At 66.0% G+C, this 21045-nt stretch carries 17 protein-coding genes; 8 read left to right on the forward strand and 9 right to left on the reverse strand.

Annotated features, from left to right (window positions below):
* Positions 1-237: 237 nt before the first annotated feature.
* From AC16HO_RS14300 to clpB, 3 genes are all read right to left on the reverse strand, one after another.
* Positions 238-1110 carry a helix-turn-helix domain-containing protein gene (locus tag AC16HO_RS14300; RefSeq protein WP_395644008.1) on the reverse strand — a complete coding sequence of 291 codons (873 nt, stop codon included), beginning with the start codon at positions 1108-1110 and terminating at the stop codon, positions 238-240.
* 364 nt (positions 1111-1474) lie between these two features.
* Positions 1475-3790 carry a winged helix-turn-helix domain-containing protein gene (locus tag AC16HO_RS14305; RefSeq protein ID WP_395644009.1) on the reverse strand — a complete coding sequence of 772 codons (2316 nt, stop codon included), beginning with the start codon at positions 3788-3790 and terminating at the stop codon, positions 1475-1477.
* Between the two features lie 527 nt (positions 3791-4317).
* Complete coding sequence (clpB, locus tag AC16HO_RS14310; RefSeq protein WP_395644010.1) at positions 4318-6900, reverse strand: ATP-dependent chaperone ClpB; 2583 nt, start codon at positions 6898-6900, stop codon at positions 4318-4320.
* A gap of 161 nt (positions 6901-7061) precedes the next feature.
* On the opposite strand from clpB, the gene AC16HO_RS14315 reads away from it, so the two are divergent.
* Positions 7062-8369: a M20/M25/M40 family metallo-hydrolase gene (locus AC16HO_RS14315; protein ID WP_395644011.1), complete on the forward strand. Its 1308-nt coding sequence runs from the start codon at positions 7062-7064 to the stop codon at positions 8367-8369.
* Here the strand turns inward: AC16HO_RS14315 and pgeF are convergent.
* The 3 genes from pgeF to rluD all read right to left on the reverse strand — a co-directional run bounded on the left by pgeF (position 8356) and on the right by rluD (position 11731).
* Entirely contained in the window at positions 8356-9120 is a 765-nt protein-coding gene (pgeF, locus tag AC16HO_RS14320) for a peptidoglycan editing factor PgeF (protein WP_395644012.1), read from the reverse strand. The two genes, AC16HO_RS14315 and pgeF, sit on opposite strands and share 14 nt — an antisense overlap.
* Before the next feature lie 79 nt (positions 9121-9199).
* Complete coding sequence (locus AC16HO_RS14325; protein ID WP_395644013.1) at positions 9200-10711, reverse strand: M20/M25/M40 family metallo-hydrolase; 1512 nt, start codon at positions 10709-10711, stop codon at positions 9200-9202.
* A gap of 51 nt (positions 10712-10762) precedes the next feature.
* On the reverse strand, positions 10763-11731 hold the full coding sequence (gene rluD / locus AC16HO_RS14330) for a 23S rRNA pseudouridine(1911/1915/1917) synthase RluD (RefSeq protein WP_395644014.1): 969 nt from the start codon (positions 11729-11731) through the stop codon (positions 10763-10765).
* 112 nt (positions 11732-11843) lie between these two features.
* Between rluD and AC16HO_RS14335 the strand changes: the two genes are divergently transcribed.
* The 4 genes from AC16HO_RS14335 to AC16HO_RS14350 all read left to right on the forward strand — a co-directional run bounded on the left by AC16HO_RS14335 (position 11844) and on the right by AC16HO_RS14350 (position 15496).
* Positions 11844-12659 carry an outer membrane protein assembly factor BamD gene (locus tag AC16HO_RS14335; protein WP_395644015.1) on the forward strand — a complete coding sequence of 272 codons (816 nt, stop codon included), beginning with the start codon at positions 11844-11846 and terminating at the stop codon, positions 12657-12659.
* A 136-nt stretch (positions 12660-12795) separates the two neighbouring features.
* Positions 12796-13476 carry an RNA polymerase sigma factor gene (locus AC16HO_RS14340; RefSeq protein WP_395644016.1) on the forward strand — a complete coding sequence of 227 codons (681 nt, stop codon included), beginning with the start codon at positions 12796-12798 and terminating at the stop codon, positions 13474-13476.
* Between the two features lie 11 nt (positions 13477-13487).
* Positions 13488-14237, forward strand: a complete 750-nt coding sequence (locus AC16HO_RS14345; RefSeq protein ID WP_395644017.1) for a hypothetical protein — start codon at positions 13488-13490, stop codon at positions 14235-14237.
* An 8-nt stretch (positions 14238-14245) separates the two neighbouring features.
* Entirely contained in the window at positions 14246-15496 is a 1251-nt protein-coding gene (locus tag AC16HO_RS14350; RefSeq protein WP_395644018.1) for a PDZ domain-containing protein, read from the forward strand.
* Positions 15497-15523: 27 nt separating this feature from the next.
* On the opposite strand, the gene AC16HO_RS14355 is transcribed toward AC16HO_RS14350, so the two are convergent.
* Together AC16HO_RS14355 and hemP are read right to left on the reverse strand one after the other, a co-directional pair.
* Positions 15524-16186 carry a hypothetical protein gene (locus AC16HO_RS14355; RefSeq protein ID WP_395644019.1) on the reverse strand — a complete coding sequence of 221 codons (663 nt, stop codon included), beginning with the start codon at positions 16184-16186 and terminating at the stop codon, positions 15524-15526.
* A gap of 54 nt (positions 16187-16240) precedes the next feature.
* On the reverse strand, positions 16241-16447 hold the full coding sequence (gene hemP, locus AC16HO_RS14360) for a hemin uptake protein HemP (protein WP_395644020.1): 207 nt from the start codon (positions 16445-16447) through the stop codon (positions 16241-16243).
* Positions 16448-16655: 208 nt separating this feature from the next.
* Between hemP and AC16HO_RS14365 the strand changes: the two genes are divergently transcribed.
* The 3 genes from AC16HO_RS14365 to AC16HO_RS14375 all read left to right on the forward strand — a co-directional run bounded on the left by AC16HO_RS14365 (position 16656) and on the right by AC16HO_RS14375 (position 19585).
* A complete protein-coding gene (locus tag AC16HO_RS14365) occupies positions 16656-17708 on the forward strand; it encodes a hypothetical protein (protein WP_395644021.1) in 1053 nt (350 codons plus the stop codon).
* The gene (locus tag AC16HO_RS14370) at positions 17686-18774 is read left to right on the forward strand and encodes a hypothetical protein (RefSeq protein ID WP_395644022.1); all 1089 of its coding nucleotides are present in this window, start codon (positions 17686-17688) and stop codon (positions 18772-18774) included. The genes AC16HO_RS14365 and AC16HO_RS14370 overlap by 23 nt, the downstream gene beginning before the upstream one ends.
* Before the next feature lie 250 nt (positions 18775-19024).
* Positions 19025-19585: a TMEM165/GDT1 family protein gene (locus tag AC16HO_RS14375; RefSeq protein WP_395644023.1), complete on the forward strand. Its 561-nt coding sequence runs from the start codon at positions 19025-19027 to the stop codon at positions 19583-19585.
* 1 nt (position 19586) lies between these two features.
* Here the strand turns inward: AC16HO_RS14375 and AC16HO_RS14380 are convergent, their stop codons facing one another.
* A complete protein-coding gene (locus AC16HO_RS14380) occupies positions 19587-21026 on the reverse strand; it encodes a glycoside hydrolase family 30 protein (protein ID WP_395644024.1) in 1440 nt (479 codons plus the stop codon).
* Positions 21027-21045 lie beyond the last annotated feature (19 nt).

Consider the following 21045-nt stretch of genomic DNA (forward strand, 5'->3'; position numbering starts at 1 on the left):
GCAGGTCGGTATCGACAATGTGGGCGATCGCCAGCCGCCGATCCTGTATCAGCAGAACGTGGCCAACGCCAACACCGACGTGAACACCTACGACACGATCGGCCGCTTCTTCTGGGGCAAGATCACGATCAAGTTCTAGACGCGACCCCTCCCGGGCCGCATTCGTGCGGCCCGGGTTTCCACAGGGACGACACATCATCTGGCGCGGTCGGGTCGATACGACCGGTGGCGCTTTCTTCAACAGGCGTTCGTACGCAACGCCGGAGCAGCGAGCCCGCTCCTGCGCAGCGCGCTTGCGGTGGTTCCGAAGCGCTGATGGAACAGGCGCGAGAACGCACAACGATTCTCGAAACCGCAGGCGAGCGCGATCTCGCCGATCGCGAGCGGGCTCGTGCGCAGCAGGCGCTGCGCGCGCAGCAGGCGCTGGCGCACGAGGAACGCGTGCGGCGTCTCGCCGTAGGCGGCATGGAAGGCGCGGATGAAATGCCAGGGTGAGTAGCTCGCGATGCGCGCGAGCGCGGCATTGTCGAGATCGAGATGGTAATTGCAGGCCAGATGTTCGCGCACGCGCTGCAGGCGCAGGAACACGTGACGACGCTGTGCCCAGGTGCGACCGGGGCAGCGCGCGATCATCTCGTCGAAGCGGTTCTGCATCGCACCGATTTCGTCGAGCATGCCGTACAACGCCACGGCATCATCGCCTCGCTGCACTGCGCGCGCAAGGCTGAGGGCACGACGCAGCAGGGCGCGGCCAACCTGATGCGTGGCCGGCAGCAGGCCGCAATCGCGCGCCGACCCGGTCGCAAGCGCTTCGCGCCACGCGGACGGCGTGCCGACGATGGCCAGCCAGAGGGCGTGACCGCGGCCGGTCACCTGGGTGAACGCATCGGCACAGGTGGCGCGAGCCTCGAAGCGCGCATGGGTGCTTTCGCCGTCGCCGACGCCGATCTGCAGGCGGCCGCGCAGCGGCAGCCATATGCCCGCGGCCGGGCCCTCGATGCGCAGGCCGGCGCTGCGTCCTCCGCCGATGAACATCGACAGCGGCCCGCTGTCGATGCGCGGCAAGGCCAGGCGGGTTCCGTGGCTGATGATTTGAACGCTTGCGGGCATGGTGCACCTTCGTCGTCATGAAGAAGGCACCTATTTACTTACCCTGTCATAGAACTGTACGGAAATTGCGCTGAAATCGCGGTGAAATCTTTCGGAGCAATCGACGAAATCGTTTAATCACAACGGCTTGCACGATCGCGCCTGCGCGCAAGTCGTCGAACACCTTGGACCTTTCGAGAAGCTGGAAATGAAAACGGCCATCGGGGTCCCGGTCCCGATGGCCGTGTGACGCTTCCACTGCCCGTTGGAGAGGGCGAACGCAGTGTCCTCCACGAGGTCATCGCCGGGGTTGCGCGAACTGGCGCATGAGTTGATCGAAATTGCCCGATGCGCGCCGCGACAAAATGCGACGCGGCCGACAAATTCAGCGTGCGGAGCTACGCTGCAGCTCGAAGGCGCCGATGTCGCTGTCCTCGACCGACACACGCGGCAGATAGACCCGCTTCAAGTCAGGGCCGACGCTGAAATTGAACTCGCCGAGCTCGATCGCGAGTTGCGCGACCAGCCGGTCGCTGCGCGTATCGGGGTCGAATTCGCGCAGCGTCATCGAATGCAGGTCGGCGGCGGAGATATACCAGATCTTGCCGCCTACGAGGTGCCAGCCGTTCAACGTCAGCGAGGTGATCGTCTGGGTCAGCCGCTGTTCTTCGCCCGAGGGCAGGGCGCGACGGAACAGGCCCGCGGTACCGGTATGCGTGTAGTAGACGAGGCTGCGCGCCGCATCAACTTCGACGTGCTGCACGCCTTGCGCCAGTACTTCGTCGGCCTGCTGCGGCGTGCCCGCCCGTGTGCGCTGGAGCAGGCGCGCGCCATTGCTGCTTGCGCCGATCGCGAGCACGACACTGCCCGGCTGCGCGCCGTAGGCGCCGAACAGCACATTCTCGTCCTTGCCAGAAACGACGCGCTCGCGGCGCGAGGCGATGTCGATTTCCGCCAGACGCGAAGGCTCGCCGTCGCGATGCACGCCGACGAGCAACGCCGCCGAGTCGCCACGCCACACCGGGTTGGACAGGGTCGCATCGCGATACTCGGTCACGGCGTAGGCGTCTTCCTTGCCGCGTTCGCTGACCCACAGTTGCACGGCGCCGCTGCGCGTGGAAAGGAAAGCGACGCGTGTGCCATCGGGCGAGGCGACGGGCGTGAAGTCGCTGCCGGTCGATGCCGCGAGTTTGCGCGGCTCCTTCGCTGCCGCGTCGAGATCGACTTCGACGACATCCGTGGTCGTGCGCGAAATCTCGTAGACCACCGTGTTGCTGCCACGCGCCGCATCCGGAAAGCGCGCCGATTCGACGCCGAGGCGCTGCGGCGCGCCGCCCGCCATGTCGACGGCATACAGCTCGGGCTTGCCCTGATGGTCGGTCGAGAATACGAGCGCCGAACTGTCGGCGACCCAGGCATAGCCGCGAATTCGGCCGGACAGATGGGTGAGCTGGCGCACTGCGCCGCCGCCGGCGTGCATCACGAACAAGTCGCTGTACGGCGAGATGCCGCGACGGAATGCGATCCAGCGGCCGTCGGGCGAATAGCGGGCCTCGAGATCCTGATCGCCTTTCGCATGTTCGTAGCGCAACGGCTGCCTGGCGCCGGTCTCGACGTTCCAGAGCAGCAGGGTCAAGTCCGACTGGCGGCCATCCATGCGCAGCGCAGTGATGAGCTGCTTGCCGTCCGGAGCCCAGTCGTAGTCGCTGGTGAAGAAATCCTGGCAATCGCCGATCTCGCGCTCGCGCCCGCCGAGGCTCGGCACGACGAACAGCGTGCACTTGCCCTTGCCCAGGCGCGAGAAAGCGATGCGGCTGCCGTCGGGCGACCACATCGGCTGCATGTCGTGCGCGACCTCGGTATTCGGCGCTAGCGCGACGAGCTGCGAGGGCTCCATCGCACGGATGTAAAGACGATCGAAACCGGTGCTCTGAACGAGCTTGCCGAACGCGACGCGCGTACCGTCGGGCGAGATGTGCGGGCGCAGCTCCATGCCCGGATCGGAGGTGACCGCGCGCAAGTTCGAGACGCGCCACGGCGGCGGCGACGGAGCGTGCGCGGTGCGCGCGACGTATGCTGCGGCAGCGAGCGCCAGCGCCAGCAATACCGCAAGCGGGGCGAACCATTTCCCTGCCGTGCGCTGCTCGGCACCGGCTTGGCGCATCGTCGCAGCCGGCGCTTCGGCTGGCGCGTTGCCGTCATCGCTGGCGAGCGCGCTCGCGGCGAGGGCGAACGCGGTCGCCTCGCCGCCGTTCGGCTCGGCCCAGGATTCGTTCTCGGCACGCAGCGCGAGATGGTCGATGCGACCGAACGGAATCTCATCGGCCTCGATCACCGACACGTCCGCGAGCAGACGGTAGCCAACTTTCGGAATCGTCTCGATATAGCGCGCCGGCTTGTCGCCGTCGGCGAATGCGCGGCGCAGTTCCTTGACCGCCTGGGTGAGCACGTCGGGCGTGGTCACGCGGTCCTTCCATACCGCCTCGAGCAGATCTTCGCGGCCGACCGTGTTGCCGGCATGGCGCACGAGTTCGAGCAGCACGGCGATGGCCCTGCTGGTCACCCGCGACGGTTCGCCATCGCCAATCACGCGCAACGCACCGACATCAACGGCGCAGTCGCCGACGCGCAAGCGTAGATTCTGGAGTTTGAGCTGCTCGGCCGAAGGCAAGCGCCGCAGCAGTTGCAAATTGGCATTCATCGCTGGGAATCGAAGCTTGGACTGGATACGTGCAAAAAATTTCCCGGGACGCGACGATGTGAGTCTGATCGCGACCGCCCGATCCGGCAAGTGCCACTATGCGCCGAAGCCCGCGACCACTTGCTCATTCGCCTGCAGCGCCTCTTCGCGAAAAACACCCTCGCTGCAGCCCCACCCATTTTGCAGACGCAGCACGCGGCCAAATCGTCGCAACACCGGATCCGCGCGCACTTGCCCGGGGCGCGCGCAATCTCGCATTCATTCATAGTGGCGATTCGCAGATCGATCGAAGGCGCGGCATCTCCTGCGAGCGAGGTCGCCGCAAGCGCGGTACCTTGCCAGACCGATGCGCAGATCGAGCGCGCATAGGCACCGCCTCGGATTTTTCAAGGCGCGGCGGAACGGCTGCCGTGTCGATCGATTGCATCGGCCAATTGCAACGAGTCCGGACGACGACGCCGAATCCAACGCCGCCAGTGAGCGCAATCGGCCCGCCCGTCCGTCGGGCCGACGTCTCGTCGAACGGGCTATTTCTTCGCGAACACCAGCCGGCCGTGCTCGGCGTCCACCGCCACCGTATCGCCCGGCTGGAACTTGCCTTCGAGAATCTCCTTCGCCAGCGGATTTTCGAGTTGCTGCTGGATCGCGCGCTTGAGCGGGCGCGCGCCGAACACCGGATCGAAACCGACGTTGCCGAGCAGATCGAGCGCCTTGTCGCTGATCGTCATGTTCAACTGACGCTCACCGAGACGCTTGGCGAGATAGGCGGTCTGGATGCGCGCAATCTGGCGGATCTGCGCCTTGTCCAGCGGACGGAACACGACGATCTCGTCGAGACGGTTGATGAACTCGGGGCGGAAGTGCGCCTGCACGACGCCCATCACCGCGGCCTTCATCTTCGTGTATTCCTCCTCGGTGTCGCCGGCCATTTCCTGGATAAGCTGCGAGCCGAGATTGCTCGTCATCACGATCACCGTGTTGCGGAAATCGACCGTGCGGCCCTGGCCGTCGGTCAGGCGGCCGTCGTCGAGCACCTGCAAGAGAATGTTGAACACATCGTGATGCGCCTTCTCGACCTCGTCGAGCAGGATCACGCTGTACGGCCGGCGGCGCACGGCCTCGGTCAGATAGCCGCCTTCCTCATAGCCGACATAGCCCGGCGGCGCGCCGATCAGACGTGCGACCGAGTGCTTCTCCATGAACTCGCTCATGTCGATGCGCACGAGCGCATCGGGGGAATCGAACAGGAACTCGGCCAGCGCCTTGCACAACTCGGTCTTGCCGACGCCGGTGGGACCGAGGAACAGGAACGAGCCGTTCGGCCGGTTCGGATCGGACAGTCCCGCGCGCGCGCGCCGGATCGCATCCGCGACCGCGTGCACCGCTTCGCTCTGACCGATGACCCGCTCATGCAGCACGTCCTCCATGCGCAGCAGCTTGTCGCGCTCGCCTTCGAGCATCTTCGCCACCGGGATACCGGTCCAGCGGCTGACAACCTCGGCGATTTCTTCGCCGGTCACTTTCTGCTGCAGCAGCTTGAAGCCCTTGCTCTCGGCTTCCTGCGCCGCGGCGAGCTGCTTTTCCAGTTGCGGGATTTTTCCGTACTGTATTTCCGCCACCTTGGCCAGATCCTGCTTGCGCTGCGCGGCCTCCAGCTCGGCACGCGCCGCTTCGATCTCCTCCTTGATCTTCGTCGTACCCTGCACCGCGGCCTTCTCGGCCTTCCACACCTCGTTCAGGTCGGAGAACTCGCGCTCGAGCTTGGCGATGTCGGTTTCCAGATCGGCCAGACGCTGCTGCGATTCCTTGTCCTTTTCCTTCTTCAGCGCTTCGCGCTGGATTTTCAACTGGATCAGGCGGCGCTCGAGGCGATCGAGCTCCTCCGGCTTGGAGTCGATTTCCATGCGGATGCGCGAGGCCGCTTCGTCCATCAGGTCGATGGCCTTGTCGGGCAATTGGCGATCGGGGATGTAGCGATTGCTCAGCGTCGCCGCGGCGACGATGGCCGGATCGGTGATCTCGACGCCGTGATGCAGCGCGTACTTTTCCTTCAAGCCGCGCAGGATCGCGATCGTGTCTTCCACGCTCGGCTCGCCGACGAAAACTTTCTGGAAGCGGCGCTCGAGTGCTGCGTCCTTCTCGATGTACTTGCGATATTCATCGAGCGTGGTCGCGCCGACGCAGTGCAGTTCGCCGCGCGCGAGCGCGGGCTTGAGCATGTTGCCCGCATCCATCGCGCCGTCGGCCTTGCCTGCGCCGACCATCGTGTGCAGCTCGTCGATGAACAGGATGACGTTGCCCTCTTCTTTCGCCAGATCCTTGAGCACGGCCTTGAGCCGTTCTTCGAACTCGCCGCGGAATTTCGCTCCGGCGATCAGCGCGCCCATGTCGAGCGAGAGCACGCGCCGGTCGCGCAAGCCTTCGGGGACCTCGCCGTTCACGATTCTTTGCGCAAGACCTTCGACGATCGCCGTCTTGCCGACGCCGGGCTCGCCGATCAGCACGGGATTGTTCTTGGTGCGCCGCTGCAACACCTGGATGACGCGACGGATCTCCTCGTCACGCCCGATCACCGGATCGAGCTTGGACTTCTCGGCGCGCGCGGTCAGGTCGATCGTGTACTTCTCCAGCGCCTGGCGCTGGTCTTCCGCATTCTCGCTCTGTACCTTTTCGCCTCCACGCATGTTCTCGATCGCAGCTTCGATCTTCGGCCGGATCGCGCCGGCCGCCTTGAGCGCCTGCCCGACCTCGCCCTTGTCATCGACTGCGGCCAGCACGAACAGCTCGCTGGCAATGAACGCATCGCCGCGTTGTTGCGCGAGTTTGTCGGTGAGGTTGAGCAGGCGGTTCAGCTCGTTGGAGACGTTGATGTTTCCTTCCTGCCCCTTGACCCGGGGCAGGCGCTCGATCGCCTCGTTCACGCGCTGGCGCAACACGGGCACGTTCACGCCGGCCTGCGCCAGCAACGGCGCGGTCGAGCCGCCCTGCTGTTCGAGCAGCGCCGCCATCAGGTGCGCGGGTTCGAGCATGTTGTTGTCGCGCCCCACGGCGAGGCTCTGCGCATCGGCGAGCGCCTGCTGGAAACGCAAAGTCAGCTTGTCTTGTCGCATGACGGGATATCCCAAAAAAAGCGCGGCATCGAGCCGCTGATGGCTCCGATATGGGCCTGCACCCACACGATTCAACTGCATCGCCGACGCTTGTTCAACGCGATCCGATCATCACGGTTCTGCGCTATGGTAAGCATCCCGCCCACCCGAACCGGTCCGCCATGCACGCTTCCCGCATCCTCGCCTGCCTGCCGTTTTTTGCGCTGACCACCACGGCGTCAGCCGTAACGCTGTCGGTGCAGGAACAAAAAATCGTTTCCGCCGTGGACGCCGGACAGACCCGCAGCGTCGCCTTGCTCCAGCGCCTGGTGGAACAGAACAGCGGCACCCACAACCCGCAAGGCGTGGAAGCCGTGGCGCGCATGCTCACGCCCGAATTCGAGGCACTGGGTTTTCGCGTGCAATGGAAGCCGTTGCCGCAAACCGGTCGCGCCGGCCATCTCATCGCCACCCACGCCGGGTCCGGCAAGGGCAAGCGCTTGCTGCTGATCGGCCACCTCGACACGGTGTTCGAGGCTGACAGCCCGTTCCAGGGCTTCCGCCGCGAGGGTGCGCGTGCGATCGGCCCCGGCGTCGGCGACGACAAGGGCGGCGACGTGGTGATGCTGGCCGCGTTGCGCGCGATGCAGGCCGCAGGCACGCTGCGCGACGCCGACATCGAAGTGGTGTTGACCGGCGACGAGGAAGATGTCGGCAGCCCGCTCGACGTTGCGCGCGCTGACCTCGTCAACTCCGGCAAACGTGCCGACGTCGCACTGGATTTCGAGAACCTCGCCCACGAGAACGGGCGCGACATGGGCTCGATCGCGCGCCGTTCGTCCAACACGTGGACGCTCACCACACACGGCAAGTCCGGACACAGCTCGACGATCTTCTCGACATCCGCCGGCGACGGCGCGATCTTCGAACTCGTGCGCATCCTCGACGCGTTCCGCAACGAGTTGCCGGAAGCGAACCTCACCTTCAACGTCGGCCTGCTCGGCGGCGGCCAGCGGGCGACATTCGACGCCGGCAAGTCGCACGTCACCGCCGACGGCAAGGACAACATCATCCCGCCCATCGCCGTGGCCCGCGGCGATTTCCGCACGCTCAGCGCCGAGCAGACCCGGCGCGTGCGCGAAAAGATGCAGGCGATCGTCGCGCGCCACCTGCCGCAGACCGACGCAGTGCTGGAGGTCGAGGAACACTACCCACCGATGGCACCGACCGCCGGCAGCCGCGCACTGCTGGCGCAACTCAACGCCGTGAACCGCGATCTCGGCCTGGCGGAAATGGGCGAACTCGATCCGCTCAAGCGCGGTGCCGGCGACATCGCCTTTGTCGCCACCGATGTCGACGGCCTGATCGGCATGGGCGTGTCTGGCGCCGGCAGCCACGCACCGGGCGAGTCCGCCGACCTGGATTCCATCCCGCGCCAGGCCAAACGCGCCGCGATTCTGATGAGCCGACTCGCACTCACGCCGCGCTGACCGGCTCGATCCACGCGAGCGTTGCCATGCGCCCCGTGCGCTGATCGCGCCGGTACGAGAAAAACATCTGCGGCTCGCTGATGGTGCAGCGATCGCCACCGAACACGTCGCGAATGCCGGCGTCGGCCAGACGCTGGCGCGCGAGTGCGTACAGGTCGACGCGCCAATGCCCCGGACGCGTCGGAACGAAGGCGGTGCCGGCACCGCGATCATGGGCGAGGAAGGCATTGCGCACTTCCAGGCCGATCTCGTAGGCTGTCGGCCCCGCCGCCGGACCCAACCATGCGACGCACCGCGCACATGCCGTGCGCATCGATGCAACGGTCGCTTCCAGTATTCCGGCGGCCAGCCCTTTCCAGCCGGCATGCGCGACTGCCACCTCGCTGCCGTCGCGCGCCGCGACCACCACCGGCAGGCAGTCCGCGGTGAGGATGGCCAGCACCAAACCGGGTGTCGACGTCACTGCGGCGTCGGCTTGCGGCTCGCCCTCGCCCGCTTGCGCATCGAGCCGCATCACGTTCGTCCCATGCACCTGGCGCAACCAGTGCGGCTCGCCCGGCAGGTCGAGCAGTGCCCGCAACGCGGCGCGGTTCGCGGCGACGCTTGCTGGATCGTCGCCGCTGTTGCTGCCGAGGTTGAACTTATCGAACGGCGGCCGGGAAGCACCGGCCATCTGCCGCGTCGTCGTCAGCGCCCGCACGCGTGGGAGCGCAGGCCAGTCGGGCACGAGAATCGCATCAGCGGACGACATGGGATGATCTGATCTGTTCAGCGCCGGATCCCGTGTCAGCGGCCATCCATGGCCTGCACGCGATGACTATATCCTGTCGTCACTTGCCCAGTTCGTACAGGTAATCGACGAAAGACATGACCGCCCCGTCGTACCCCGCCACCTTCGGATTGCTCGATTCGATGACGTAGTACTCGTCCGGCGCATGCGCGCCGCTGCCATGGCCGAGACCGAAGTGGCCCGAGGCAAGCTTGAGCGGCGCGCCGGTGAACACGTAACCGGGGTAGGAGCCGGCATTGCGCAGCCACATCACCGGATCGATGCCGGCGCGCTTGAGCACGGCGATCTGCGCCTGGATCAGCGGCGCATCCGCCGCCGTGCTGGTCGAATCGTAGCCGCCGGAGACGTTGACCTCGATATCGCCGAAGCCACGCTTGGCCAGATGCGCCTTGAGTGCGGCCACGGCGTCCTTCAGCGTCATGTCGGGAACGAGGCGCATATCGATCTTCGCCACCGCCTTGTGCGGCAACACGGTCTTGCCGCCGGGGCCGGTATAGCCGGCGACGAGGCCTTCGATGTTGACCGTGGGCTGCGACACCAGACGCTCGTTCGCCTGCAACCACGGCAGATCGTCGATCCAGTGCTGCACGCCGAAGCGCTGCTTGGTCTGTGCCTCGTCGCCGCGCTCCGCAGCCTTGGCGATCATCGCTTTCTCGTCCGCGCTCAGCGGCCGTGGCTGCGGATAGTTGTCGATCGTGATCGTGTTGCCGTCGGCCGAGACCAACGTATCCAGTGCCTTGACCAGGTGCCAGACCGGGCTGTCGACCATGGCCTTGAGCGAGGAATGGACGTCCTTGACCGGGCCACGTCCCCATTTCTCCCCGCTGGAGACGAGTTCGAGTTCGACCACGCCTTTCGCCCCCAGGCTCACCGTGACGACACCGTCGGGCTCCTGCTCCGCCGACGGCATGAACACGCCAACGGTTTTCGCCAACGCCTTCTGCACCTCGGGTTTGAGCGCAATCTGGCCGATGTGCGGCGAGCCGATTTCCTCCTCGCCCTCGGCGACGAGGACGAGATTGACCGGCAGTTTCTTGCCCGCTGCCTTGATCGCATGCAGCGCGGCGAGGAAGGCCGACTCCGGGCCCTTCTGGTTGACCGCGCCGCGACCGACGACGACCTTGCCGTATCCCGGTTTGTCGACCAGCTTCGCCTCGAGCGGTGGCGACGACCATTCGGCCGGATCGAATTGCTTCACGTCGTACATGAAATACAGGCCAACGGTTTTCTTCGCACCGGCATCGAGCGTGGCAAACACTCCGGGCTTGCCGTCGGTCGGCACGATCTCGACCTTCTGGAAACCCGCCTCGCGCGCGAGCCGGGCCATGTGCTCGGCGCCTTCCTTCGAGTTGCGGTTTTCCGCCGCAATCGACGGCAGCGCGATCCAGTCCTGCAGACGCTTGAGCGCCTCGTCATGGCGTTTGCCGACTTCGGCCTTGATCGCGGCGCGGTCGACAGCGTCGAACGCATGCGCGTTGCCCATCGCCAGCAGCATGGCGGCAATGCCGGCCGTGAGCGCATTTCGACCCGATACGAACGATGCTCTACGCATGTTTCCTCCACCCGTGGTTGCAAGTTGACGAACCCCGGCGGGAATCTTACGTCATCGCGCTGCCTTCGTATCCTCGCGCAGCGCCTTCACGAGCGCAGCGAAATCCGCCGGCGCATCGACCGCGACGCTGACCAACCCGCCGCCGACTGGATGCTCGAATTCCAGCTTCTCCGCATGCAGCGCCTGGCGCTTGAAGCCGCGCAGCGTCTGCACAAGTTCGGCCGTCGCGCCCTTGGGCAGCTTCATGCCGCCACCGTACTGCGTGTCGCCGACCAGCGGATGCTTGGCGTGCGCCATGTGCACGCGAATCTGGTGCGTGCGCCCGGTTTCGAGGCGGCACTCGATCAGCGTGTGCGCGCGGAAGCGTTCGCGCACGCGGTAGTGGGTCAGCGCGTGCTTGCCCGCCGGCTCGTCGACCACGGCCTGCTTCAGGCGATCGCGCGGATGGCGGCCGATCGGCGCATCGACGCTGCCGCCGGCGATCATCGGGCCGAGCACGACGGCGACGTACTGGCGATGCACGTCGCGCTCCTGCAGCGCCTCGACCAGCTTGGTGTGCGCGCGCAGCGAGCGCGCGACGACCATGACGCCCGAGGTGTCCTTGTCGAGCCGGTGCACGATGCCGGCGCGCGGAATTTCGACCAGCTTCGCATCGAAGTGCAGCAACGCATTCTGCAGCGTGCCCGCGGGCTGGCCCGCACCCGGATGCACGACGAGGCCGGCGGGCTTGTTGATCACCAGCAGGTCGGCGTCCTCGTAGCGGATGTCGAGCGCGATTTCCTCCGGCCGCAGCGGCACCTCCTGGCCAGGCCGCGCATGCAATGAGACAAGCTCGCCGCCGTGGACAATCTTGCGCGGCGCCGCCTGTGCGCCGTCGAGCAGCACGTCGCCGGCCTTGATCCATTCGCTCAGGCGCGAACGTGAGTAATCGGGGAACATCTGCGCCACAGCCTGATCGAAACGCAGGCCGGCAGCGCTTTCGGGGACGGGCAAGGTCTGGACGGGAATGGAGTTTTGCATGCTGAATCGAATCTGGCTGTCGGGCCGATGGATTTCCGGGCCGTGGCGGGTTTGGGCTATTATCGCCGCTCTTGCCGACTTGCGGCCCCTGTTCCCCATGCGAATTTTCTCGATGCGTCTGTCGCTGCCCGCCAAAACCCTGATCCTGCTGCTGCTCGCCGTGTTCGCCGTCGGCTGCCACCGCGAGAAGAAGCAGGACGAAACCGAGGTGCTCCCGGTCGAACAAATGTACGAGACCGCGAAGGACGCGCTGATGGCCGGCAACGAGTCCAAGGCGATCCGCTACTACACGCGCCTGATCGCGCGCTTCCCGTTCGGCCCGTACACCGAGCAGTCGCAGATGGAACTGGCTTTCGCCCAGTACAAAGACGGCAAGAACGACGAGGCGCTGTCGACGATCAACCGCTTCATCAAGACCTACCCGACGCAGAAGAACGTGGCGTACGCCTACTACCTGCGCGGCATCGTCAACTTCGACCGCGACCGCGGCTTCCTCGCCAATTGGGCCAACCAGGACCCGACCAAGCGCGAGATGGCAAGCACGCTGCAGTCGTTCGAGGACTTCAACGAACTGGTCACCAAGTTCCCCGACAGCCGCTACACGCCCGACGCGCGCCAGCGCATGATCTACCTGCGCGACAACCTGTCGCGCGCCCAAGTCCACGTCGCCCAGTATTACTACAAGCGCGGCGCCTACGTCGCCGCGATCAACCGCAGCAAGGACGTATTCGAGCGCTTCACGCGCACTCCGGCCGCGGGCGACGCGCTGGCGCTCACCGTGCTGTCGTACAAGGCGCTGGGCCAGGAAAAGCTTGCCAGCGACGCCGAGCGCGTGCTCAAGCTCAATTATCCCGACCACCCCTACTTCGCCGGCCATTACCCCGACTACGGTCACTGGTGGATGCGCCTGGTGCCGTTCCACGGCTGAAAAGCCGGCCGCCAGAACAAAGCATCGAAGGTCGGGCATCCTCATTCCCTCGCTCGCCGCGGGGACTACAGCCGGACAGGCTCGCCTCACCTTTGGCACTTGCGACCATTTGCCGTCATGACGCATCTGTAGCGTCGTGACCGCCCCGACTTTCGAACTCGACGTCCCGCTTGCCCTGATCGCCCGCGTCCGCAACGGTGAGACGGCGGCATTCGAGCAGATCTACCGGTGCTTCGAGCGGCCGGTGTTCAATCTCGCCTGGCGCATGCTCGGCGACGCCGATGCCGCGCGCGAGATCCTCCAGGATGCGATGCTCAAGGTGTTCCAGCGCATCGGCCAGTACCGCAGCGATGCGCCGTTCTGGGCGTGGCTGCGGCAGATCGCGACGAACGAGGCATTGATGCGCCTGCGTCGCGACAAGCATGTGGACGACCGCGCGGAAGTGCCCGAGGTGATCGACGAAACCGCGCCGCCGTGGGTGCGCGCCGATTCGGCCGCGCTCGAACGCGCGCTGGCCGGCTTGTCCGCGCTGACGCGCAGCGTGCTCTGGCTGTATCACGTCGAAGGTTACGCGCACCACGAGATCGCCGAGCAGCTCGGCAGGACGGTCAGCTTTTCCAAGTCGCAGGTCGCGCGCGGCACCGCGCGCCTGCGCGAGCTGCTCGCCTGTGTTCCGGACGAGCCCACCCCCGGCCCGCCGGAGCACGCCGCGTCCGGAACAAGTCCGGACTCGACGGCGCCGCCACAGGCGCTCGCGCGCATGCGGCGCGTCGAGCCCTCCGTGTCTCGAACGATTTTTTCCGAAAATCCATCATAGGACGCGACGTCATGTCCGATCGAACTCAAGCAAACGACGCGGGCGGATTGAACGCGCCAATGCCGGTTTCCCTGGCCGAGGCCTTGCGCGCGCTGCCGCCGCTCGCGCCGCCCGCGGATGCATGGGCCGAGATGGCGCGGAAGCTGCGGGACTCGGGGCTCGCGACTCGGGACTCGGGAGAGGGCACAAGCGTCTCGCTCGCCGCCCTGCGCTCGAACGGTATAAGGCACTTGTGGCCGCTCGGCATTGCCGCTGCGCTCGTGCTTGCGTTTTCCGCGGTGGCGGTCCTGCGCATGCAGCATCTGCAGCGCACACGGGAACTCGGACATGCCGAAACCGCGCAGGTCGTTGCGACGGAATCGGGCGCCGCCGCATCTTCCGTACACAATGCCGCAAATTCCACAAATTCGCACGATGCTTCGTCCGCCGCCACAAGCCTGGCTGCGTTGCAATCGCGTTCACGCGCGCTCGAACGCTGGCTGCGCGACACCGGTGCCGCGTCCGCTCCGCAGTCGACGCAGGACCTCGCCGCAAGCGCGGAGATCGAGGACATGATCGGCCTCGTCGACGTGCAACTCGGCGCAGCCGACCCGGCCGACGCGGATACGGCGCTGCCGCTGTGGCGCCGTCGGGTTGCGCTGCTCGAGGACCTGTCGACGCTGCGCTACAGCGCGAACGCGTTGAGCATGCGCAGCGGCATCGCCGTCAACGATGCCGCCGCGAAACGGATGGACGCGGCCCCCACCGTCTGGAGAAACTAGTGAACGCCATGAAACATTCCTTCATTCCCGCGTTGCTCGCCGCATTCGCCTTCGCCGCCGGCACGGCCGCCGCGGCCGAAACCCCCGTGGCCAAGGCCGAGCTCCAGGCGAGCGTCGATACGACGCCGCACGCCGACGCAAAAATCGATGCGCAGGAAGCGCGCCGCGAACTCGACGGCATGCGCGAGCAAATGCGCGAGCTGTCGAAGAAGATGGCCGAGATGTCAGCCAGACTCGGCGATGTCGGTCCGCGCAGCTACGCCTGGCAATACATCGGCGACCAGGACCGCGGCATGATCGGCGTCGTGCTGTCGAAAGGCGAGCATGGTACGCGGGTCGACGCGGTGACGCCGGGCGGCCCCGCCGACAAGGCCGGGATCAAGAACGGCGACCTGATCGTCAAGGTGCGCGGCGAAGCTCTCGAAGGGCCTGCGGACGATTCGGCGAAGTTCCTCAGCGAAGCCCTGCGCAACCTCAAGGTCGGCCAGGAAGTCACCTTGACCCTGCAACGGGACGGCAAGAACGTCGATGTCAAGGTCAAGGCCGAGCGCCGCGAGCCGTTCAATTTCGCCTACTCGATCGACAGCGCGAACATCGATGCGGAACAGGTTCGCAAGGACGTCGAGCAGGCGCTGCGCGACGCCCACTTGAGCCGCGAAGAAGCCGCGAAGATCGGCGCGGAAGCACGCCATGCCGCGGAGCAGGGACGTCTCCTGGCGGAACAGCAACGCAGCGTTGCCGCGCAGGCGCGCGAGATCGCCGACCAGGCGCGCCGCCAGGCGCAGCAGATCCGCTACTCCACACCATGGTGGGGACTCAACCTCGCCAGCCTCAATCCCGATCTAGGCGGCTATTTCGGCGCGGATCACGGCGCGCTCGTGCTCTCCGCGGACGCGGGAACCGCGAAGACACTCAAGTCGGGCGACGTGCTGCTCGCGATCGACGGCAAGAAGATCGAACGCCCCGAGGATGCGATGCGCCTGTTGCGCGAAGGCGAAACCGGCCGCGAGGTCAAGGTTGAGGTGCTGCGCCAGCACAAGACGCAGACGCTGAGCATGAAGGCACCGGAGTTCAACAGCCTGTTCGTGCCCGCGCCACCGGCACCGCTCGCGCCGCTGAAGCCGGTCGCGCCGTTGAAGCCGCTGGTTGCGCCGAAGGCACCCGCGACTCCGGCCGCGCCTGCTCCGCCGGCGCCGGTCGGAGCGGCCCCGGCAACTCCGACGGCTCCGCTGGCGATGTCGCCGGCGCTACGGATGTGACGTCGGACCCGAACGATCGGGCGCGGATCAGCCACGCAACGTGACGTTCTCGTCGCGCGCAATCGTTGCGGCGACCTGCCCGCCCAGCACAGACAGCTCCACTGGCGCACGCAAGCCGAGCACACGCAGGCATGGCAGCTGCAGCAACGGAAAGCGCACGACCTGCGCGTGCCAGGCGATGCCCTTGCGGCGCAGTGCGCAGCGCATGAACGCCGCGTGCGCACGCCACGGCTCCGGCTCCGGCACCGGCACTCGGGCACGCGCGATTGCGCACTCGGCGAGCATCGCATCCCAGGCCAGATAGTCCGTGTCGGGCAGCAAACACAGACGCGCGCTGCATGTGCCCCGCGCATCGATCAACTCCAGCCATTCGCGCGGGCCGTGCGAGCCGATCGCGGCGCGTGCGTGCAGCGCAACGCAGGAGGAAAGCGCGGTCAGCGCGGGATGATCGAGCAGCAACACACCCCGTTGCGCCAGCCGCGCACGCGGGAATGCCGCGTCGCCGACGTCGCGGTGCAGCCACAGCGCGGGACCCAGGCGGGCCAGCCGACCGGCAAGACGATACCAGTCGATCGCAGCGTCGCCGCCCGGCGGCGACGCTGCGCGCACGCATCGATGCGCGGCCGAAGCGGATTCGGCTTCGTTCGGCGCGCGCGCGTACCCTGTGGCCTCGTCCTGGCGATCGCTCATGGAGCGGATCCTCGTTGCCAGCGCTGTCGCGGCATGGCGGATGGCGGTTCGCGGCTACTTGGTCAGGATCAGCTTGCCATTGCGCGTCTGGCGCAGGCGATACTCCTGGCCGTAGTGTTCGATGCGCAATTCCTGTGCGGCGCCGAACAGCGTACGGCTGTCGAACTGACGCGGCGCCTGGTTGGTCTGCGCGCGGGACGCCGCGTTGACCGGGCGCAAGGCAACATCGCCCGAAGGCAGCGGCAGGATCGCGGTATGCATGGCACGGCTCCGTTTTTGACGATCAGATAAATGATAATAATTCTTATTCGCGTGTCAAGCGATGCCCTGCCGCGTGGGTCCAACCGCCACATGCAATGCGCAAGAAGTGTGTAGACAGCCTTGCAATTCTTTACCCGAATCGTTTCGACAACCTCGCCACGCGTGCGCCAGAATGCGCGCCGTCCCGCCGCATAAACCCGGAGCACCCGTGCCGCGCCAACTCGTTGCGATCCTTCTCGGTATGCTGGCGATCGCCGCCGTCGCCTGGTACGGCGGTCGCCGCAGCACGCCCGTACCGGCGCAAGGCGCGGCGGCGCCAACGGAGGCGCGAGTGCAAAATGCCGCAATTTCCACAAAGGGAAAAAGCGAAACGGCTGCTGCCGCGACCCGACCCGCACTGTCGGGCGCACCGGGCCGACGCGTGCTCGACAGCGCCGTATCGGATGCCAGCGAACGCACGCCGCTGCCGCCGGCAAGCGCACCGCTCAAGTCCATCCTCGCCGAACTCAAGGCACGCGCCGATGCCGGCGACAGCGACGCCGCAACGCGCCTGTTCCGCGACATGCAGACCTGCGCACAGGTGCAACGGCTCAACCAGACCATGCCCGGCGTCGCCAACCGCGTGCTCAACGACACTTCGGCACCGGCCTCGTCCGCGGCGGCACAACGCAGCGAGCGCATGCTCGATTTCGTCCAGCGCAATCTCGACTTCGCCAGGAACAACGCGGCGATGTGCGCGGGCCTCAGCGCCGACGACATGGCCAATCTGGTGCCGGCGACGCTGCAGGCCGCGCAGCTCGGCGACGCACAAGCCGCGAACTGCTATGTCGGCGCCAACCTCAACAACTGGCCGGGGCTCGTCAACAACCCGCAGTGGGTGCAGGACTATCAGAGCAACGCGCTCAATCTCGCCAACAATGCGTTGCAGCAGGGCGACTGGTCGATGGCAATGCTGATGGCGCAGGCCTATGGCGGCAGCTCGCGCAACCTGCTCAACCAGATCACCGGCAACAACGCGCAGCAGGCCTACACCTACGCGAAACTGATGAGCCTCGGTCAGCCGACCGGCACGCAACAGTCGCAACGCTCGACCAACGCGCTGAGCAATTTTTCCAGCCAGTTGACGCCCGACCAGATCCAAGCCGCCGACGCGCAGGCGCAACAGATGTATCAGCAGTATTTCAACAATACACCGCGCCAGACCGGCGATGTCGCCGGTGCGATGCAGGCCTGCCAGGGTGGCGGGCCGCCGGGATTCTGACCCGCGGCGACTTGCGCGATCCTGGAGAAATGCGCAGCATCGCTTTCTGCAAACGGATATTCGCGGAGAGTCGATGAAGCGCCATCTCTGGATCGTTGCGGTGATCATCGCGGCACTCGCTGCCGGTTGGTGGTTGGGTCGTGGCGCAGCGCCGGCGCGCAGCGCGACGACCGCGGAGAAGGCTAACGCCGATGCCGGCAACCCCGACGCAACCGCCCGATCCAACGCGCCGAAGCGCACGACCGCGCATGCGCAATCAAGCGCGCCGACGAAGACGCCAAGCGTCTCGAAACCGCTACCTCCGCCCGGCACTCCGCTGAAACAGACATTCGACGAACTGAAGGCGCGTGCCGATGCGGGCGATGCGCAAGCGGCATCGCGCTTGTATCGCGACTTGAACATCTGTTTCGCCGCAGATGCCGTGATACGCAGCAATGCGCTCGAGGCAGAGGACATTCTGCGGACGCAGAACAGCGCCGATCCCGTCGAAGTGCAACAAGCGCAGTTGGACAATGCGCAGCGATTCATCAAAGGCTCGGGAACGCTGAAGATCCTGTGCGCCGGTGTGGACCCGCACATTCTCGGCACGCTTCCCGCTGCGTCACTCCAAGCGGCGCAACTGGGCGATGCCAACGCGCGAGACTGCTATGTTCATCGCGGCCCCTTCGTGAATCCAGGCAGTCTCGTCAGCGATCCATCGTCCATCGACACCTATCGCGCACAGGCTCCGGCACTGATTGATTCCGCGATGGCAGCAGGCGATTGGAAAATGGTTTCCATGCTGCAATACGCCTACGGGCCTTCCGGAACGAACATGATCGCCGGCCTTGTCGGCCCTGATCCGATTCAGCACTACCGGTATTTGAAATTGTTCCGCCTCGGCGCCGACGGCTATCGAGTTCCGCAACTGGACAAGGAATTGGCGTACGCGGCAAAACAACTCGACGCCCAACAACTGATCGACGCAGACGCATGGGCACAGACGACGCAACAGGCCTACTTCAAGGGCAGCTCCACCGATGCGGCACCACAAAACTGGAACGCATGCGCGGTGCCGTCAGAATGACCCTCGGGTTGCAGTTTCGGTTGCGCCGCGAACGCTCAGAAGAATAAACTGCACCCACTCCATCGGGGAGTAGTCGGCCGGCTCGATTCAAAATCCGGCGTTCCGCGTCAACACACTCGGGCGGCAGCCTGTGGCGCGGGAAACGCGATATCTTCGCGCTCGACGAGACCTTTGGTTCGCTCGCGTCGCACCCAGGCCGGGGCCGCGCGGGGGAATCATTGCGTCCACTGCCCCGGCTTCGGAGTCACTCTTGGAAACCCTGCTCATCTCCACGCTGACCGTCACGCTCGGCGAGATCGGCGACAAGACGCAACTGCTCGCGCTGATCCTCGCGGCGAAGTACCGCAAGCCGTGGCCGATCTGCCTCGGAATCCTCACCGCGACATTGGTCAATCACGCGCTCGCCGGTGCGTTCGGCGCGCTCGTCAGCGAATGGCTGTCGCCGCAGATGCTGCGCTGGATCGTCGCGATCAGTTTCCTCGCGATCGCGCTGTGGACGCTCAAACCCGACCAGGCCGACGAAGACGAAGCCGCGCACGGCAGCGCGCACGGCGTGCTCGTCGCGACGGTGCTGAGTTTTTTCCTCGCCGAAATGGGCGACAAGACGCAGATCGCGACCGCGGTGCTCGCCGCGCAATATCATCCGTTGTGGCAAGTGGTGAGCGGTACGACGCTCGGCATGCTGATCGCCGATGTGCCTGTGGTCTGGCTCGGCGCGCGCTTCGCGCATCGATTGCCGCTGCGCGCGGCGCGCATCGGCGCGGCGTTGCTGTTTGCGGCGCTGGGGGTATGGATACTCGTCGGCGCGTGATTCAGCGCCAGACGAACGTCGCGACGCTGCGCGCAGGCATCGTGTAGGCGAACCTTCGTTCGCGCTCGCGCGCGACGAAGCGCTGCGTCGACGATGAGGAGTTCGCCACGATCATCACCAGCGAGGCATCGTCCGCATTGCGGAACGCCACGTTGTCGAGATCGGCGCGGCCGGCGCTGGATTCGATGCGCTGCGCACCGGCGCGCACGAACCGGCTGGCGTGCGCAAGCGCCACATAGTCGACCGTGCGCGTGTAGTTACCCGTCTTCGAATTGATCGTGACGAGACCGCGGCAGTCGCTGCAACCGCCGGCGTGCGGGCCGTGGTTTTCGTCGAGCGCGAGATTCCACAACAACACGCCGCGCGACCAGCCGCGCACCGAGTCGATCAGCAGGCGGCGCGCGATCGTGAGCAGGCCGTCGTCCCTCATCGGCTTCCAGCCGCCGCCGGAGCATTCTGTGAGATAGGTGTCCTTGTCCGGATACTTGTCGTGCACGCGCGTCTGCGCATCGACGTAGCCCGCGTAGCAATGCCAGGCGACTGCCGCGACGTACCGATTCGCGAGCGGATCGTCGAGCAGGGCCAGCGGTTCCGTCTCGATGTCCCAGTTGTGGTCCCAGTCGAAGATCAGCGTCGGCGGTTTGCGTTGCGCCAGCGCCGGCCCGAGATGCTCGCCGATCAGCAAGCGCCGCGCGCCCGCGCTGAGCAGCATGCCGGGATAGTCGGGCGCGTTGAAGCGCGGTTCGTTCTGCACGGTCAGCGCGAAGATCGGCACCCCGGCGGCCGCCATCGCGTCGACGTATTTGACGAGATAGTTGGCGAATGCGGCGAAGTATTCGTACTTGAGCGTTCCGTGCAGCATGCTGCCGTTGGTCTTCATCCACGCCGGGGCACTCCAGGGCGATGCCATGACCTTCAGTCGCGGATTGATCGCGAGCGCCGCACGAACGACCGGCAATACTTCGTCGGCGCCGGTGCCGGCGATTTTCGGCGTCAGCGAAAAATGGGCAAGCGTCGGATCGCTCTGCCCCGGCGGCATGTCGTCGAGGCTGTAGTGTGCGCGGGAAAAGTCCGACGCGCCGATGCTCAGGCGGGTGAAGTCGATGCCGAGGCCGCCGTCGTCGCGGCCGAACAATTCGCGCAACAGTTGATCGCGCTGCGCCGGGCTCATGCGCTGCTCGATCAGCCATGCAGATGAATCGGTGATCGCGGCACCGAAACCGACCATGGCCTGATAGCGCTTGCCCGCATCGATATCGATGATGGTGTCTTCGCCCGCAGCAACGTCGAAGGCAACATCGGCTTCGCGCGCCAATTGCTTTCTGCCATCGGCGGTGCTCAGCCAGACTTGCACGGACGCGTGCGGCGACGGCCGCGGAACGGCCGCACAGGCGGCAAGGACGAGCAGGCACAGGGCGGATACGGCGTACGGAAATTTCATCGGCAAGAAGCAATACTGG

This window comes from Rudaea sp. (assembly GCF_057139185.1).

Excerpts from the sequence above, each read along its gene's own strand:
- AC16HO_RS14300 (WP_395644008.1), bottom strand. The coding sequence starts at position 1,110 with ATGCCCGCAAGCGTTCAAATCATCAGCCACGGAACCCGCCTGGCCTTG.
- AC16HO_RS14305 (WP_395644009.1), bottom strand. The coding sequence starts at position 3,790 with ATGAATGCCAATTTGCAACTGCTGCGGCGCTTGCCTTCGGCCGAGCAG.
- clpB (WP_395644010.1), bottom strand. The coding sequence starts at position 6,900 with ATGCGACAAGACAAGCTGACTTTGCGTTTCCAGCAGGCGCTCGCCGAT.
- AC16HO_RS14315 (WP_395644011.1), top strand. The coding sequence starts at position 7,062 with ATGCACGCTTCCCGCATCCTCGCCTGCCTGCCGTTTTTTGCGCTGACC.
- pgeF (WP_395644012.1), bottom strand. The coding sequence starts at position 9,120 with ATGTCGTCCGCTGATGCGATTCTCGTGCCCGACTGGCCTGCGCTCCCA.
- AC16HO_RS14325 (WP_395644013.1), bottom strand. The coding sequence starts at position 10,711 with ATGCGTAGAGCATCGTTCGTATCGGGTCGAAATGCGCTCACGGCCGGC.
- rluD (WP_395644014.1), bottom strand. The coding sequence starts at position 11,731 with ATGCAAAACTCCATTCCCGTCCAGACCTTGCCCGTCCCCGAAAGCGCT.
- AC16HO_RS14335 (WP_395644015.1), top strand. The coding sequence starts at position 11,844 with ATGCGTCTGTCGCTGCCCGCCAAAACCCTGATCCTGCTGCTGCTCGCC.
- AC16HO_RS14345 (WP_395644017.1), top strand. The coding sequence starts at position 13,488 with ATGTCCGATCGAACTCAAGCAAACGACGCGGGCGGATTGAACGCGCCA.
- AC16HO_RS14350 (WP_395644018.1), top strand. The coding sequence starts at position 14,246 with ATGAAACATTCCTTCATTCCCGCGTTGCTCGCCGCATTCGCCTTCGCC.
- AC16HO_RS14355 (WP_395644019.1), bottom strand. The coding sequence starts at position 16,186 with ATGAGCGATCGCCAGGACGAGGCCACAGGGTACGCGCGCGCGCCGAAC.
- hemP (WP_395644020.1), bottom strand. The coding sequence starts at position 16,447 with ATGCATACCGCGATCCTGCCGCTGCCTTCGGGCGATGTTGCCTTGCGC.
- AC16HO_RS14380 (WP_395644024.1), bottom strand. The coding sequence starts at position 21,026 with ATGAAATTTCCGTACGCCGTATCCGCCCTGTGCCTGCTCGTCCTTGCC.